General features: G+C 67.8%; 15 protein-coding genes. 4 read left to right on the top strand and 11 right to left on the bottom strand.

What is annotated here, in order from left to right; translation table 11 throughout:
• Positions 1-2 precede the first annotated feature (2 nt).
• Positions 3-434, bottom strand: a complete 432-nt coding sequence (locus SOM18_RS12550) for a DUF3576 domain-containing protein (RefSeq protein WP_031396163.1) — start codon at positions 432-434, stop codon at positions 3-5.
• A 247-nt stretch (positions 435-681) separates the two neighbouring features.
• On the opposite strand from SOM18_RS12550, the gene SOM18_RS12545 reads away from it, so the two are divergent.
• Entirely contained in the window at positions 682-1,392 is a 711-nt protein-coding gene (locus SOM18_RS12545) for a hypothetical protein (protein ID WP_234387526.1), read from the top strand.
• Positions 1,393-1,435: 43 nt separating this feature from the next.
• Here the strand turns inward: SOM18_RS12545 and SOM18_RS12540 are convergent, their stop codons facing one another.
• A complete protein-coding gene (locus tag SOM18_RS12540) occupies positions 1,436-1,948 on the bottom strand; it encodes a thiamine phosphate synthase (protein ID WP_031440895.1) in 513 nt (170 codons plus the stop codon).
• Positions 1,949-1,970: 22 nt separating this feature from the next.
• On the opposite strand from SOM18_RS12540, the gene SOM18_RS12535 reads away from it, so the two are divergent.
• Positions 1,971-2,669 (top strand): YggS family pyridoxal phosphate-dependent enzyme, encoded by a 699-nt coding sequence (locus tag SOM18_RS12535; protein WP_235188386.1) that lies wholly within the window; start codon positions 1,971-1,973, stop codon positions 2,667-2,669.
• The gene (locus SOM18_RS12530; RefSeq protein WP_031440893.1) at positions 2,666-3,349 is read left to right on the top strand and encodes an HAD family hydrolase; all 684 of its coding nucleotides are present in this window, start codon (positions 2,666-2,668) and stop codon (positions 3,347-3,349) included. The genes SOM18_RS12535 and SOM18_RS12530 overlap by 4 nt, the downstream gene beginning before the upstream one ends.
• Here SOM18_RS12530 and SOM18_RS12525 read toward each other — a convergent pair.
• From SOM18_RS12525 to SOM18_RS12505, 5 genes are all read right to left on the bottom strand, one after another.
• Positions 3,346-3,858 carry a YdcF family protein gene (locus SOM18_RS12525; RefSeq protein ID WP_051916637.1) on the bottom strand — a complete coding sequence of 171 codons (513 nt, stop codon included), beginning with the start codon at positions 3,856-3,858 and terminating at the stop codon, positions 3,346-3,348. The genes SOM18_RS12530 and SOM18_RS12525 overlap by 4 nt on opposite strands.
• Positions 3,855-4,910 (bottom strand): GTP cyclohydrolase II, encoded by a 1,056-nt coding sequence (gene ribA, locus SOM18_RS12520; RefSeq protein WP_031440892.1) that lies wholly within the window; start codon positions 4,908-4,910, stop codon positions 3,855-3,857. The genes SOM18_RS12525 and ribA overlap by 4 nt, the downstream gene beginning before the upstream one ends.
• Positions 4,907-5,689, bottom strand: a complete 783-nt coding sequence (locus tag SOM18_RS12515) for an exodeoxyribonuclease III (protein WP_037528589.1) — start codon at positions 5,687-5,689, stop codon at positions 4,907-4,909. The genes ribA and SOM18_RS12515 overlap by 4 nt, the downstream gene beginning before the upstream one ends.
• A 261-nt stretch (positions 5,690-5,950) precedes the next feature.
• Positions 5,951-6,571 (bottom strand): LolA family protein, encoded by a 621-nt coding sequence (locus SOM18_RS12510; protein WP_031395416.1) that lies wholly within the window; start codon positions 6,569-6,571, stop codon positions 5,951-5,953.
• Positions 6,572-6,782: 211 nt separating this feature from the next.
• The gene (locus SOM18_RS12505; protein WP_031440889.1) at positions 6,783-9,098 is read right to left on the bottom strand and encodes a DNA translocase FtsK; all 2,316 of its coding nucleotides are present in this window, start codon (positions 9,096-9,098) and stop codon (positions 6,783-6,785) included.
• A gap of 143 nt (positions 9,099-9,241) precedes the next feature.
• Here SOM18_RS12505 and SOM18_RS12500 point away from each other — a divergent pair, with 143 nt between their 5' ends.
• A complete protein-coding gene (locus tag SOM18_RS12500; protein WP_031440888.1) occupies positions 9,242-10,456 on the top strand; it encodes a UbiH/UbiF/VisC/COQ6 family ubiquinone biosynthesis hydroxylase in 1,215 nt (404 codons plus the stop codon).
• Here SOM18_RS12500 and SOM18_RS12495 read toward each other — a convergent pair.
• Genes SOM18_RS12495 through SOM18_RS12480 form a run of 4 tightly spaced genes read right to left on the bottom strand, consistent with a single transcriptional unit; the run spans position 10,438 to position 12,750 of the window.
• Positions 10,438-11,070 (bottom strand): DUF2238 domain-containing protein, encoded by a 633-nt coding sequence (locus tag SOM18_RS12495; protein ID WP_031440887.1) that lies wholly within the window; start codon positions 11,068-11,070, stop codon positions 10,438-10,440. The genes SOM18_RS12500 and SOM18_RS12495 overlap by 19 nt on opposite strands.
• The gene (locus SOM18_RS12490) at positions 11,070-11,258 is read right to left on the bottom strand and encodes a Trm112 family protein (protein ID WP_031440886.1); all 189 of its coding nucleotides are present in this window, start codon (positions 11,256-11,258) and stop codon (positions 11,070-11,072) included. The genes SOM18_RS12495 and SOM18_RS12490 overlap by 1 nt, the downstream gene beginning before the upstream one ends.
• Positions 11,255-11,857 carry an LON peptidase substrate-binding domain-containing protein gene (locus tag SOM18_RS12485; protein ID WP_031395355.1) on the bottom strand — a complete coding sequence of 201 codons (603 nt, stop codon included), beginning with the start codon at positions 11,855-11,857 and terminating at the stop codon, positions 11,255-11,257. The genes SOM18_RS12490 and SOM18_RS12485 overlap by 4 nt, the downstream gene beginning before the upstream one ends.
• The gene (locus tag SOM18_RS12480) at positions 11,854-12,750 is read right to left on the bottom strand and encodes a tetratricopeptide repeat protein (protein WP_031440885.1); all 897 of its coding nucleotides are present in this window, start codon (positions 12,748-12,750) and stop codon (positions 11,854-11,856) included. The genes SOM18_RS12485 and SOM18_RS12480 overlap by 4 nt, the downstream gene beginning before the upstream one ends.
• Between the last annotated feature and the right edge of the window lie 18 nt (positions 12,751-12,768).

Raw genomic sequence — 12,768 nt, 5'->3', positions numbered from 1 at the left:
CCTCAGCCCGCGATCGAGGCGCGACGCAGGTCGCGGGCCTTGGTCAGGATGATGTCCTCGAGCTTCTGCGTGGTCGCCGCCTGGACGGGTGCGGACACCCACTGGCCGTTGCGGTTGATCTCGCGCAGTGCCGCGACGCGGACGGCATCGGCGCGCAGGTCCTGGTCGAGGATCGATACCGTTACCTTCATCCGCTCGGCCGGGGTCTGCGGGTTGACGTACCAGTCGGTGACGATGACGCCGCCATTGGAGTCGGTCTGAAGCAGCGGCATGAAGCTCAGCGTGTCGAGCGTCGCGCGCCAGAGATAGCTGTTGACGCCGATCGTGGTGATCTTCGACGCGGCCAGATCGGCCTTGGGACGGGCGCTGCCGCCGCCGCACGCAACCAGCGGCAGAGCGGCGAGAACCACGAGGGCGGTACGCGGGCGGAACATCGGCATCATCCTGGCAATAGATCGTCGTCAGCCTCTACAGGGCGGGCCTGCTACCCGCAAGGATGGGGTGGGCGTCTGCAATTCGTCCGGCAACCACGGCGTTCGACCTGTTCTGTGTGTCTGATGCAACACCTTCGGATAATCATTAGGTGCGGATAGCTGACGAGGATCGATCTGTGTTAGCTGCCGTTCAGCGAAGGAATCGTAACAAGATTCGTCTATAAAAGATTCGCAGGGAGTTGTTATTTTGGTCGCCAAGCGCGTGATGGTCGGGATGTTCGCCGGAGTGGCTGCTGCCGCTGCGGTCTTCGTCGCGCCCGCGTTCGGCGCCTCCGAACAGCAGGTCCGCATCGCCAAGCGCCCGGCGCTGTCGGTGCGGGGCACGGGCGGCTTCACCCCATCGGCGGCGGATCCCCGGCTTGCGGCGCTGTTCGCGCGCGGCGGCTTCGATGCCGGCAGCTTCCGCTTCACCCCGGCCGAAACGCGTCGCGACAATCGTGCCGTCACCGTCGCTGTCCGCGCGCAGACCAACCGTGGTATCGATACCACGCGTCTCGCGACCAGCACCGCGCCGACCGTCGGATTGGCGCCGATCGCGTATAATCTGGGCATGTCGGTCGGCTGGAAGCGGTTTGCGGTGTCGGGCGATCTGGCACGCGTCGATCTGGCCGGGATGCCGGGCAGTCGCAGCTCCGCCGATGTCGCGGTCAGCTATGCGGGCAAGCGGTTCACGGGCAGCGTCAAGGCTGCGGCGGATCGTCCGCTCGCCAATACGCCGCGTCTCGTCGAGGATGCGCCGAGCTATTCTGTCGATCTCGGCGGATCCTATTCGCTTACGCGCAACATCGATGTGACCGCGGGCGTCCGCTATCGGTCGGACCGTGAGCGGTTCGTTCGGCTCGAGGACGATCGTCGCGACAGCCAAGCTGTCTATCTCGGGACTGCCTTCCGCTTCTGATCCGGGCGCAGCATGACCGGCGGTGAGCCGCGAATTGCCCCCATCACGTCCACGCATCGATCGCGGCCCAGCCGTGAAAGCCCAGCATCCTGAGTCGCCGCCACCGTGCGGCGGTCATGCCGCCCAGCGCGATGATCGGCAGGCCGAGCCCGCGCGCAACCCGCATAGCAGCCGCGGGACCGATCGCTGGCGCCCCCGGATGCGACCGCGTCGGATAGATCGGCGACACGAACAGCGCGTCGGCACCGGCCCGCGCGCCGAGCATCGCCTCGCGCCGATCATGCGCGGGCCAGGTCCGCAAGCTCCCACCGCGGCCGGCGCCATGCACGCCGTCGATCCCGGCAAATCCGGGCCGCGCGACCACCACCAGCCGTCGTGCCTGCGCGATGCGGCGGATGCGCAGCGCCAGCGCCCGACGCTGCGCCGGGGGCGTCTGATAATGGCGGATCACGACCCCCGATCCGGGCGGAATACGCTGCAGCGCATGCCATAGTGCATCGCCCATCCGCTCGTCGGTCATCAGCCAGAGGCGCGGGACGGGGTTTCGGTGCGGCATCTTGCTGCCTATAGCGCCCCGCATGACAGACACGAACGGCATGACCGACGAAACCGACCGCGCGCAGCGCCTGGCCGAGATCCGCGCGCGGATTGCCAAGGCTGCCGAGATTGCCGGTCGCAAGCCCGAGGACGTCGCCTTGATCGCGGTGTCGAAGACGCATCCGGCGGCGGCGATCGAACCCCTGCTCGAACAGGGTCAGCGGATATTCGGCGAGAATCGCGTCCAGGAAGCGGCGGACAAATGGCCATCGCTCAAGGCGCGATACCCCGACGTCGTCCTGCACCTGATCGGGCAGTTGCAGTCGAACAAGGCGGCGGATGCCGTCGCGTTGTTCGACTGCATCCATGTCGTCGATCGTCCGTCGCTGGTCACGGCGCTCGGCAAGGCGATGCGCGAGAGCGGGCGGCGCCCCGACTGCTATCTCCAGGTGAATATCGGTGATGAGCCGCAAAAGGGCGGCTGTGCGATCGCCGACCTGCCCGCGCTGCTCGACGCGGCCCGCGCGGCCGACCTCCCGGTTGCGGGGCTGATGTGCCTGCCTCCCGCCGACGTCGAGCCTGCGCCCTATTTCGCGCTGCTGGCAAAGCTTGCGCGCGATTGCGGGCTGTCGGGGCTGAGCATGGGCATGTCCGACGACTTCGAGACCGCGGTGACGATCGGCGCGACGCATGTCCGGATCGGCAGCGCGCTGTTCGGCGCGCGGGGGCATCGCGCATGACCGGCGCGGTCCGGTTCGACGCGCTGCTGTTCGATTTCGACGGGGTGCTGATCGACAGCGAGGCGCTCGGCAACCGCCATATCGCCGAATGGCTGACCGCGGCAGGGCATCCGATCACCGCGGAGGAGTCGATGGCGAACTTCATGGGGCTTGCCGGGCCGCAGTTCGTCGACGCGATCGAGCGCTGGATCGACCGGCCGCTGCCCGAGGCGTTCTACGCGGCGCGCAAGGCGGAGGACGACCGCGTGATGGCCGCCGGTATCGATGCGATCGCGGGTGCGGTCGCCTTCGTGCGCGCCTTGCCGGCCGATCTGCCCAAGGCGATCGTCTCGTCGAGCCCGACCCGCTGGATCGCGCGGCACCTCGACCATATCGGCCTGCGCGACGCGTTCGGCGATCATCTCTACAGCGGCCGCGAGCATGTCACGAACGGCAAACCTGCGCCTGATCTCTATCTGTATGGTGCCGAACGGCTGGGCGTCGATATCGGCCGGACCGCGATCCTCGAGGATTCGCCGGTCGGCGCGACCGGCGCGGTGGCCTCGGGCGGCTATGTCATCGGACTGTCCGCGGGGTCGCATTGCGGGCCGGACCACGGCGCGCGGCTGAAGGCGATCGGCGTCGATGCGCTGGCCGACGATTTCGAGGCGGTGGCGCGCGTCCTGCGAGAGGGGGCCTAGGCCCGCCGCCTGCGCAGGATCGCGCCGACGCCCGCCACCAGGTCATAGGGGATCGCCGCAGCCTCGCGTGCGCGCATCTTGATCTGGTAGCGGCGGCTGCCGCCATGCGGGACGTGGATCGCGCTGGCGGGCATCCCCAGCATCGCGAACAACATGCGGATGCGCGGCTGGTGATAGCCGTCGGTGCAGATCATGCACTGGGCATACTGCCCCGCGCGGGCGAACCGGGTCGCTGCGACCACGCTCTGCAGTGTATCGAGACTGGCTTCGTCGAGGTGGATCCGCGACCGATCGACCGTTTCGGCCAGCCGGTCGGCCATCACCGACGCCTCCGACGGACCATGACGGCCGATCGCGCCCGAACAGAACAGGTCCGCCTCGGTATAGCGCGCTGCCGCCGCTGCCGCGAACGCGATCCGTCGCTCGAGCGTCGGGCTCGGGCTGCCATCCGCACGCACCGCGGCGCCGAACACGACGATCAGCCGCCGCGAGGGAGGTATATCAATCAAAGCTGATGTCCGGTGCGGTCGCGCTTGGTCGCGAGATAGCGGGCATTGTGCGGATTGGCGGGCAGCGCATGGGGGACGCGCTCCGCCACCGTCACACCAGTCGCCTCGAGCCCGGCGACCTTGGCCGGATTGTTGGTGAGCAGCCGGACCCGGTTCTGGCCGAGCAGGCTCAGCATCCGCGCGGCAACGCCGAAATCGCGTGCATCGATCGCGAAGCCCAGCCGGGTATTGGCGTCGACCGTGTCGAACCCCTGATCCTGCAGCGCATAGGCGCGCAGCTTGTTGACCAGGCCGATGCCGCGCCCCTCCTGACGCAGATAGAGCAATATGCCCCAGCCGCTGTGCCGGATCGCGTGGATCGCGGCGTGGAGCTGCGGCCCGCAGTCGCATTTGAGGCTGCCGAGCACGTCACCGGTCAGGCACTCGCTGTGCAGCCGGACGAGCGGGGCATCGCCGTTCGGCTGCCCGATCAGGAGGGCGATGTGTTCATCGGCGCTTTCCGGCGAGCGGAAGGCGACGATCTCGGCATCCTCCGCGCCCTCGACCGGCAAGCGTGCGCGGGTCGCGATGACGAGCCGGGTCGCATCCTCATGCGCATCGATATCGGCGGCGGTCGCGATCGCCTCGGGCGCGCCGCTGCCCAGGAAGAAGGCGGGCAACAGCCCGGCGATCCGTGCGAGCCGCAACGCCGCCGCGGCTGCGTCGGGATGCGGGACGGGCAGGGTGCGGAACGGACCCTTGAGCGGCGTCGCGAGGTCGAACTGCGGGTCGGCAAGCGCGGTCGCGGCAGGAAAATCGATCCAGGGCGCGCGATCGACCAGGACGGGGGCGGTCGGGTCGGCCGCCTCGAGCTGATTGGCGAGCTTCAGCGTCACCGCCCGTCCAGACGAGATCAGCACGCCGCCGGTCGCCGGTGGATCGAATGCCGCGAGCCGGTCCGCGTCCGCCGTCTCGACCGCGAGCAACGTCAGTCCGTCGATCGCGATCGGCCAGCCGCGGCGCAGGGCATCGACCGCGCGGGCCGCGGCGCGCGGATTGGGGCGATCGCTCAAAAGGCGAACTCGGTCAGGATCGGGATATGGTCGGAGGGCTTGAGCCAGCTGCGGCACGGCTCGAAGACGTGATGCGCGATCGCGGCCTCCGCGGCCGCGCCCGTCGCCCACATGTGATCGAGCCGCCGCCCGCGATCGGACGTCGCCCAGTCCTTCGCGCGGTAGCTCCACCAGGTGAACAGCCGCGCAGGGGCGGGATGGAAGCGGCGGCCGAGATCGACCCAGTTTCCCGCTGCCTGGAGCCGGGCCAGCGCCTCGACCTCGACCGGCGTATGGCTGACGACGTCGAGCAGCTGCTTGTGGCTCCAGACGTCCGCCTCAAGCGGCGCGATGTTGAAATCGCCGACCAGGATCGTCGGGCCGCTTAGCGTTTCCGACCAGCGCGTCATCCGCTCCAGAAAGTCGAGCTTCTGGCCGAATTTCGGATTGGCGTCGCGGTCGGGCACGTCGCCGCCAGCGGGAATATAGACATTCTCCAGCCGCACGCCGTTTTCCAGGCGCACGCCGACGTGGCGGGCTTCGCTGTTCGCCTGCCAGTCAAACCGGTCGTCGGCGACGATCGGCACCTTGCTCAGGATCGCGACGCCGTGATGCATGCGCTGGCCGTGAAGCACGATATGCTCATAGCCGAGCGCGCGGAACGTATCGAAGGGGAAGTCGTCGTCGACGACCTTGGTTTCCTGGAGGCACAGGATGTCGGGCGCGGCTTCCTTCAGAAACTGCTCGACGATGGCGATCCGGAAGCGGACCGAGTTGATGTTCCAGGAGACGATTTTCACGCGTGCGATGTAGCGCCGCGTGGGGGTGGCGACAAGGATCGCGCGGCGGCGTGTCGATCAACGAAAAGACCCCCGCTCCGGGGGCGTGGAGCGAGGGCCGACTCAGCGTTCGTCACGCAGGCAGACAATGGGGACACCATCCGGGCAACAGGGGGAAAAATCCCGAATGCCCCACATCCGCGACTCAGCCCCTAGCGCCAGGAACCTGTCGCCGGGATGAATGAAACGACAATGCCGTTCATTTTCAGGAGGTGACCAGACTTACCGGGTCCGGCGCGGGTCGTTCCACCGGAAGGTGTTGTCGCTGACCGGTCCGCCGAACTTCTGCTTGGACAGGCGGATGGTGGTCCGGTTGTTCTGGCTGTCGAGTGCGACCCAGCCCTGCAGCATCAGCCCGCCGGGGGCGGCGGCATCGCGTGCGAACACCAAAGTGATGCGGCCATATTCAGGATGCTTGGGGTCGTTCGCCTCGACCGAGACGACGCGGTTGTCATAGCCGGGGACCAGCTTGGCATAGCGCGTGATGTCGCGACTGGGGTCGAGCAGCACGCCGAGCGGCGAATTCTTGATCGGCCAGCGCTGCACCTGCTTCACCGAATAGTCGATGAAGGTCAGTGCGCCGCCCTCGGCGACGATCAGGATCGGCACGCCCTTCTCATATTGAAACCGCAGCTTGCCCGGCTTCTTGAGCGTCAGCACGCCGGTCAGCACCTTGCCGTTGCGATCCGCCTGCGAAAAGTCGGCGGTCATCGTCGTGACCGATTGCAGGTGCTTCTGGACGGCGGCGAGGTCGCCGGTCGCCTGTGCGGCGATCGGCGACGGCACGGCGGCGACCGAGAGGGCGGCGATCGTCGCGATCACCGCGGGGCGGGTGTTGAACATCGAAATCTCCTTGGACGCCGGGCAATGCCGGGCCCGGCTTGAACGGGTTGTGAACTGGGATGCGTGAGGATCGGGTCATCGCCGCCAGAGCCTCCGTCATCCTGGGCCTGACCCGGGATCCAGCGCCGCATAGGCCGGGTCTTGGGGCTCTGGATCGCAGCCTTCGCTGGGATGACGGGCAGGGGTGTGCTGGACGCCCCCCCTCAACCCCTCAGATCGCATGCCCTTCGGTATCGCGCAGGACCTCGCGGCGTCCGACATGATCGGGCCGGCCGACGATGCCGTCCTTTTCCATCCGCTCGATCAACCGGGCGGCCGAGTTGTAGCCGATCCGCAACTGCCGCTGCAGCCACGAGGTCGACGCCTTTTGCGATTCGCAGACCAGCTGGATGGCGTTGCGATATTGCTGGTCCTCCGCCGAATCCTCGCCGGTCGGGGAGCCTTCGAGCGTGAAGCCGTCCTCGGGCTCCTCGGTTACCGACGAGATGTAATCGGGCAGGCCCTGCGACCGCCAGTGATCCGCCACCAGCCGGACCTCGTCATCGCTGACGAACGGCCCGTGGACGCGGACGATGCCCTTGCCGCCGGGCATGTAGAGCATGTCGCCCTTGCCCAGCAGCTGTTCGGCGCCCTGTTCGCCGAGAATGGTGCGCGAATCGATCTTCGACGTGACATGGAAGCTGATGCGCGTCGGCAGGTTTGCCTTGATGACGCCGGTGATCACGTCGACCGACGGCCGCTGCGTCGCCATGATCAGGTGGATGCCCGCCGCGCGCGCCTTCTGCGCCAATCGCTGGATGAGGAATTCGACCTCCTTGCCCGCGGTCATCATCAGATCGGCCAGCTCGTCGACGATCACCACGATCTGCGGCAACACGTCATATTCGAGCTTCTCCTCCTCGTACATCGGCGCGCCGGTGTCGGGGTGATAGCCGGTCTGCACCTTCCGACCCAGGGGTTGCCCCTTGGCCTTGGCACCGCGCACCTTGTCGTTGAAGCCCGCGAGGCTGCGCACGCCGACGGAGGACATCTGGCGATAGCGATCCTCCATCGTCTCAACCGCCCATTTCAGCGCGCGCACCGCCTTGGCGGGATCGGTCACGACCGGCGACAGCAGATGCGGGATGTCGTCATACATGCTCAGTTCGAGCATCTTCGGATCGATCATGATCATCCGGCACTGGTTCGGCGTCAGCTTGTACAGCAGCGACAGGATCATGCTGTTGAGCCCGACCGACTTGCCCGAGCCTGTCGTCCCGGCGACCAGCAGATGCGGCATCGGCGCGAGATCGGCGATCACCGAATCGCCCGCGATGTTCTTGCCCAGGATGATCGGCAGCTGCGCGGCCTGATCCTCGAACGTCTGGCTGCCGACGAGCTCGTGGAGCGAGACCGCCTCGCGCCGCGCATTGGGCAGTTCGATGCCGATCACATTGCGTCCCGGGATCACCGCGACGCGTGCGGAGATCGCCGACATGTTGCGCGCGATGTCGTCGGCCAGCGCGATCACGCGGCTCGCCTTGATGCCGGGCGCGGGTTCGAGCTCGTACATCGTCACGACCGGCCCCGGCCGCACCTCGATGATCGATCCCTTGACGTGGAAATCGTCGAGCACGTTCTCCAGCAGCCGCGCGTTGCGTTCGAGCCCGGCCTTGTCGACGACATTGCCCTGGCTCGGCGGCGACGGCGTCAGCAGGTCGACGCTCGGCAGCGTGTAATTGTCGCGCAGGTCGAGCTGGCGTTCCTTGGGTTTCGCCTGCGACGGCGCGTTCTGGCGGTCGGCGATGACGGGCGCGGGGCGTGGATCGGGTTCGGCGATCGCGCGCGGCTCGACGGGCTTGCGCGTCAGCGTCAGCGGCTCGTCCTCGTCGTCAGGCCCACCGACATAGCCGTCGGCCCCGTCATCATAGCCGAGCGCCGGGATCCGGTTGCGCCGGAAGCGCCACTTGCGCTCGCCCAGATCGATCTCGATGCTCTTGCCCCAGACGATCGCCCCCGCGATCGCGGCGACGAGCCCGACGGCGCGCGCCGACCAGAGTTCGGCGACCGGCTGGCCCAGGAAACCAAGACCCCAATGCACCGCATTGGCGACCGACAGGCCGATGATGCCACCCCAGCCTGCGGGAAGTGCGAGCACCGACGCGTCGGACACGAAGGCGAGCGCGCTGGCCATCAGCGCAACGCCGAGAGTCGCACCGCGCAGCATCCGCGCCCAGCGTCCGACCGGCAGGTCGCGCCACAGCCGCATCGCAAGGATCGGCCCGACCGGCAGCAGCAGCGCGACGGCGGGGCCGAACAGCGACAGCGCGATATCGGCGAACCACGCGCCCGGCGGGCCGATCAGGTTGGCCGGATAGCCGCCCGACGCGGTGTTCAGCGCCGGATCGCTGGCATGATAGCTGGCCAGCGCCAGCGCCATCAGCAACGTCGCGACGAACAGCGCGATCGCGGCGATCAGCGCGCCGCTGCGCACCGCCCCCGCCTTTACCGTCTCACGCCATAAGGCTGGCTGCGCGCGGCTGGCCATGACCTCAAATCCTTCAATGTGCGAAAATCCGACTTTTCATCGCGCCGGGCGGGTCCGACGTCAAGGCGAGCACGCGACAACACGGGTTAAAGCGACCCCGGATCGACGTTGGCAGCGGCGGGCGGGCGGGATAGAGCGGCATCATGGACACAGATGTACTCATCCTCGGTGGCGGGCTGGTCGGTGCGACGCTCGCCGTGGCGCTCGACGTGCACGGCATCTCGACGATCGTGATCGATCCGGCGGACCCCGCGGTCACGCTGGCGCCGGGCTTCGATGGCCGGGCTTCGGCCGTCGCGAGCGCGAGCCACCGGATGCTCGATGCGATCGGCGTCGGCGCGACGCTGGCGGGGCAGGGCTGCGCGATCCGCCAGATTCGCGTCAGCGACGGGCTGGAACCGGGCAAGCTCGATTTCGTCCCCGCCGCGGACGACGGCGCGCTGGGCACGATGTACGAGAACAAGCTGCTCCGTCACACGCTGTTCGATGCCGCGAGCGCGGCGGCGCATGTCGACCTGCGGATGATGACGCGCGCGACCGATCTCGACCGCAGCGCCGCGGGGGTGACCGCGACGCTCGATTCGGGCGCGGTGGTCCGCGCGCCGCTGGTCGTTGTCGCCGAGGGGCGCAAGTCGCCGACGCGCGAGGCGGCCGGGATCACGATGGCGCACTGGTCCTATGATCACACCGCGATCATCGCCGCCTTTCATCACGAACGCTCGCATGAGGATGTCGCCTACGAGATCTTCTACGCCAGCGGCCCGTTTGCGCTGCTGCCGCTGCCCGACGATGCGGAGGGGCATCGCTCCGCTATCGTGTGGACGGTCGACACGAAAAACGCCGCAGGGATGCTCAAGATGGGTGACCGCGCGTTCCTCGCCGAGGCGAGCAAGCGCATGGGCGGCTTTCTCGGCGAGCTGTCGAAGCTGACGCCGCGCTCCTCCTATCCGCTCGGCTTTCAGCACGCGGCGCGCATTACCGACACGCGGCTCGCGCTGGTCGGCGATGCGGCGCACGGCATCCACCCGATCGCTGGACAAGGGCTCAATCTCGGCTTTCGCGACGTGGCGACGCTGGCCGAAGTCCTGGTCGAGGGCAAACGCCTCGGCCTCGACCTCGGCGATGCGGCGCTGCTCGCGCGCTATCAGCGCTGGCGCGGGCTCGACACGTTCATGACCGCGGCCGCGACCGACACGCTGACCCGGCTGTTCGGCATGCCCGGCAAGACCGCGAGTGCGGTGCGCCGCTTCGGCATCAGCGCGGTCAACGCGCTACCGCCGCTCAAGGATCGCTTCATGGCAGAGGCGCGGGGTGAGAGCGGCGACCTGCCCAAGCTGCTTCAGGGTCTGACGATCTGACCATCGCCCGTCCGCGCGATCTGGCGATCGTGCGGGCGGGACAGCAGCATGACGGCGAGCGCGGCGCCGACCAGGCACATCAGCATGTCCCACTGCGTATCCCAGGGGTCGCCCTGCGTCCCGAGAAACGCGTCTGCGCCCTCGCCGAGCGAAACCGCCGCACCGAATTCGATCAGTTCGTACAGCGCGCTGATGGCGAGGCAATAGGCGAGGGCGGTGATGGTCAGCAGCCGTGGCGAGGCGATATGCCGACCCCGGATCAACAGTTCGCGCAGCACGATCGCGGGGACGAATCCCTGGATCAGGTGACCGAACCGGTCATAGGGATTGCGCGCGAGATGCAGCCAGTCCTGCACCATGAAACCGGCCGGGACGCGGGCATAGCTATAGGCGCCACCCAGCATCAGCACGAAGCCATGAAACGCGATCAGGGACAGCGCCAGAGGGGTGAAGGCGAACCGGTGACGCAGCGCCACCAGGATCGGAAAGGCGATCAGGACGGGCGCCACCTCCATCCACCAGGTGGCGCGATCAAAGGGCGACCATCCCGATGCCGCGAGCCCGACGCTCCAGGCCGCCCCCAGGATGACGAGGCGGCGGTCTGGTTTCGCCATCAGGCGGTTGCAGCACCATCGATTGGCCGCGCCTCTTCGACCAGCATCACCGGCACGCCGTCGCGGACCGGATAGGCGAGCCCGGCGGCATCGGAGATCAGCTCCTGCGCGGCTTCGTCGTAGCGCAGGGGCGTGCGCGACACCGGACAGACGAGGCGTTCGAGCAGCCAGGGATCGAGCCCGCTCATTGCAGCGTCACCTGTTCGTCGCCGTCGTGTCGCCCGAAAAACTGCATCAGCTGGATGATCAGCTCGGCGCGCGTTTCGATGTCGGGGGCCTCGAGCAGCGCCTGCTTGGCGGCGGAATCGAACGGGGCGATCTGCGCGATGCCGTTGACCAGACTCTCGTCGTCGAGCCGCGCGACCGCGTCCCAGTCGACCGCATAGCCCTGCACGTCGGCAAAGCGACGCGATTCGAGTTCGAGCGACGAGCGCCGGCCGAGCGACAGCGTGTCGTCCTCGATCACCGGCAGCAGTTCGGCCTCGACCTGGCGGAAGGGTGTGGTGACATCAAGTTCGCGGACGATGCGGAACATCGCGACGCCCTCGAGGACGACATTGTACCGTCCGTCCTCGAGCGCCTCGACCTCGGCGATCTTGCCGACGCAGCCCAGTGCGTAGAGCTCTCCATCATCACCGCGCGGCTGGATCATGCCGATCCGCCGGTCGCGCGCCATCGCGTCGCTGATCATTGCCCGATAGCGCGGCTCGAACAGGTGCAGCGGCAACTGCATGCCCGGGAACAGCAGCGCGCCGGGCAGGGGGAAGATGGAGAGCCGGGTCGTCATCCGAACAGGATCGCAGACAGGCGCCGCCGCTGTCCAGAGACCCAGGGATCCTCGAGGCCCACCACCTCGAACAATTTCAGCAGCTGCGTCCGCGCGGCGCTCTCGTTCCAGTCGCGATCCGCGGCGATGATGGCGAGAAAGTTGTCCGCGGCGGCATCGCGGTCGTTCGCCGCCATCTGGCCGTTTGCGAGTGCGAAGCGCGCGGCCAAATCGTCTGGTGCTGCCTCGACCGCGGCGATCAGTGGCGACAGGTCGGCGACCGGCGGCGCGGACTGGGCCAGCGCCAGCGCGGCCTGCGCGCGGTGGATCGCCGGATCCTTGGCGATCGCGGGGTCCAGGTTCGCAAGCCAGTCCGCCGCCTCGTCGAGCTGCCCGGTCAGGACGAGCGCGCGGACGAAGCCGGCATGGACCGCGGGGTGTTCGGGGGCCATGTCGGCGATCTGGCGGAAGATACCGAGCGCGCGTTCCCCGTCGCCCTCGGCAAGGACCTCCTCGCCCATCGCGATCAGCGGTTCGATGTCGGGGGCGTCGGTATTGGCCTCCGCTTCTATCGGCAGCTGCTTGAGCAACTGATCGAGGATCACACGCAGTTGTGAGTCGGTGCGTGCGCTGGTCATGTCGGCAACCAGCTGTCCCTGGTACATCGCATAGACGGTCGGGATCGACTTGATCTGGAATTGCGCGGCAATGAACTGGTTCTTGTCGGTATCGACCTTCGCCAGCACGACGCCCTTGTCCGCATAATCGGCGGCGACCTTTTCGAGCGTCGGCCCGAGCGCCTTGCACGGCCCGCACCATTCCGCCCAGAAGTCGATGATCACGAGTTTCGTCATCGACGGTTCGACGACATCGCGACGGAACGCCTCGACGGCGTCCTTCTCGGCAGGCGACATTCCAAGCGTGGCCAACAT

Origin of the sequence: Sphingomonas sp. CFBP9019 (assembly GCF_034045155.1) — a bacterium.
Lineage (GTDB): Bacteria > Pseudomonadota > Alphaproteobacteria > Sphingomonadales > Sphingomonadaceae > Sphingomonas > Sphingomonas aerolata.
Note: the sequence above shows the minus strand (reverse complement) of the source record. Positions and strands in the feature narration are given on the sequence as shown.

Excerpts from the sequence above, each read along its gene's own strand:
- SOM18_RS12490 (WP_031440886.1), bottom strand. The coding sequence starts at position 11,258 with ATGAGCGGGCTCGATCCCTGGCTGCTCGAACGCCTCGTCTGTCCGGTG.
- SOM18_RS12500 (WP_031440888.1), top strand. The coding sequence starts at position 9,242 with ATGGACACAGATGTACTCATCCTCGGTGGCGGGCTGGTCGGTGCGACG.
- SOM18_RS12510 (WP_031395416.1), bottom strand. The coding sequence starts at position 6,571 with ATGTTCAACACCCGCCCCGCGGTGATCGCGACGATCGCCGCCCTCTCG.
- SOM18_RS12485 (WP_031395355.1), bottom strand. The coding sequence starts at position 11,857 with ATGACGACCCGGCTCTCCATCTTCCCCCTGCCCGGCGCGCTGCTGTTC.
- SOM18_RS12495 (WP_031440887.1), bottom strand. The coding sequence starts at position 11,070 with ATGGCGAAACCAGACCGCCGCCTCGTCATCCTGGGGGCGGCCTGGAGC.
- SOM18_RS12530 (WP_031440893.1), top strand. The coding sequence starts at position 2,666 with ATGACCGGCGCGGTCCGGTTCGACGCGCTGCTGTTCGATTTCGACGGG.
- SOM18_RS12480 (WP_031440885.1), bottom strand. The coding sequence starts at position 12,750 with ATGTCGCCTGCCGAGAAGGACGCCGTCGAGGCGTTCCGTCGCGATGTC.
- SOM18_RS12505 (WP_031440889.1), bottom strand. The coding sequence starts at position 9,098 with ATGGCCAGCCGCGCGCAGCCAGCCTTATGGCGTGAGACGGTAAAGGCG.
- SOM18_RS12540 (WP_031440895.1), bottom strand. The coding sequence starts at position 1,948 with ATGCCGCACCGAAACCCCGTCCCGCGCCTCTGGCTGATGACCGACGAG.
- SOM18_RS12535 (WP_235188386.1), top strand. The coding sequence starts at position 1,971 with ATGACAGACACGAACGGCATGACCGACGAAACCGACCGCGCGCAGCGC.
- SOM18_RS12550 (WP_031396163.1), bottom strand. The coding sequence starts at position 434 with ATGTTCCGCCCGCGTACCGCCCTCGTGGTTCTCGCCGCTCTGCCGCTG.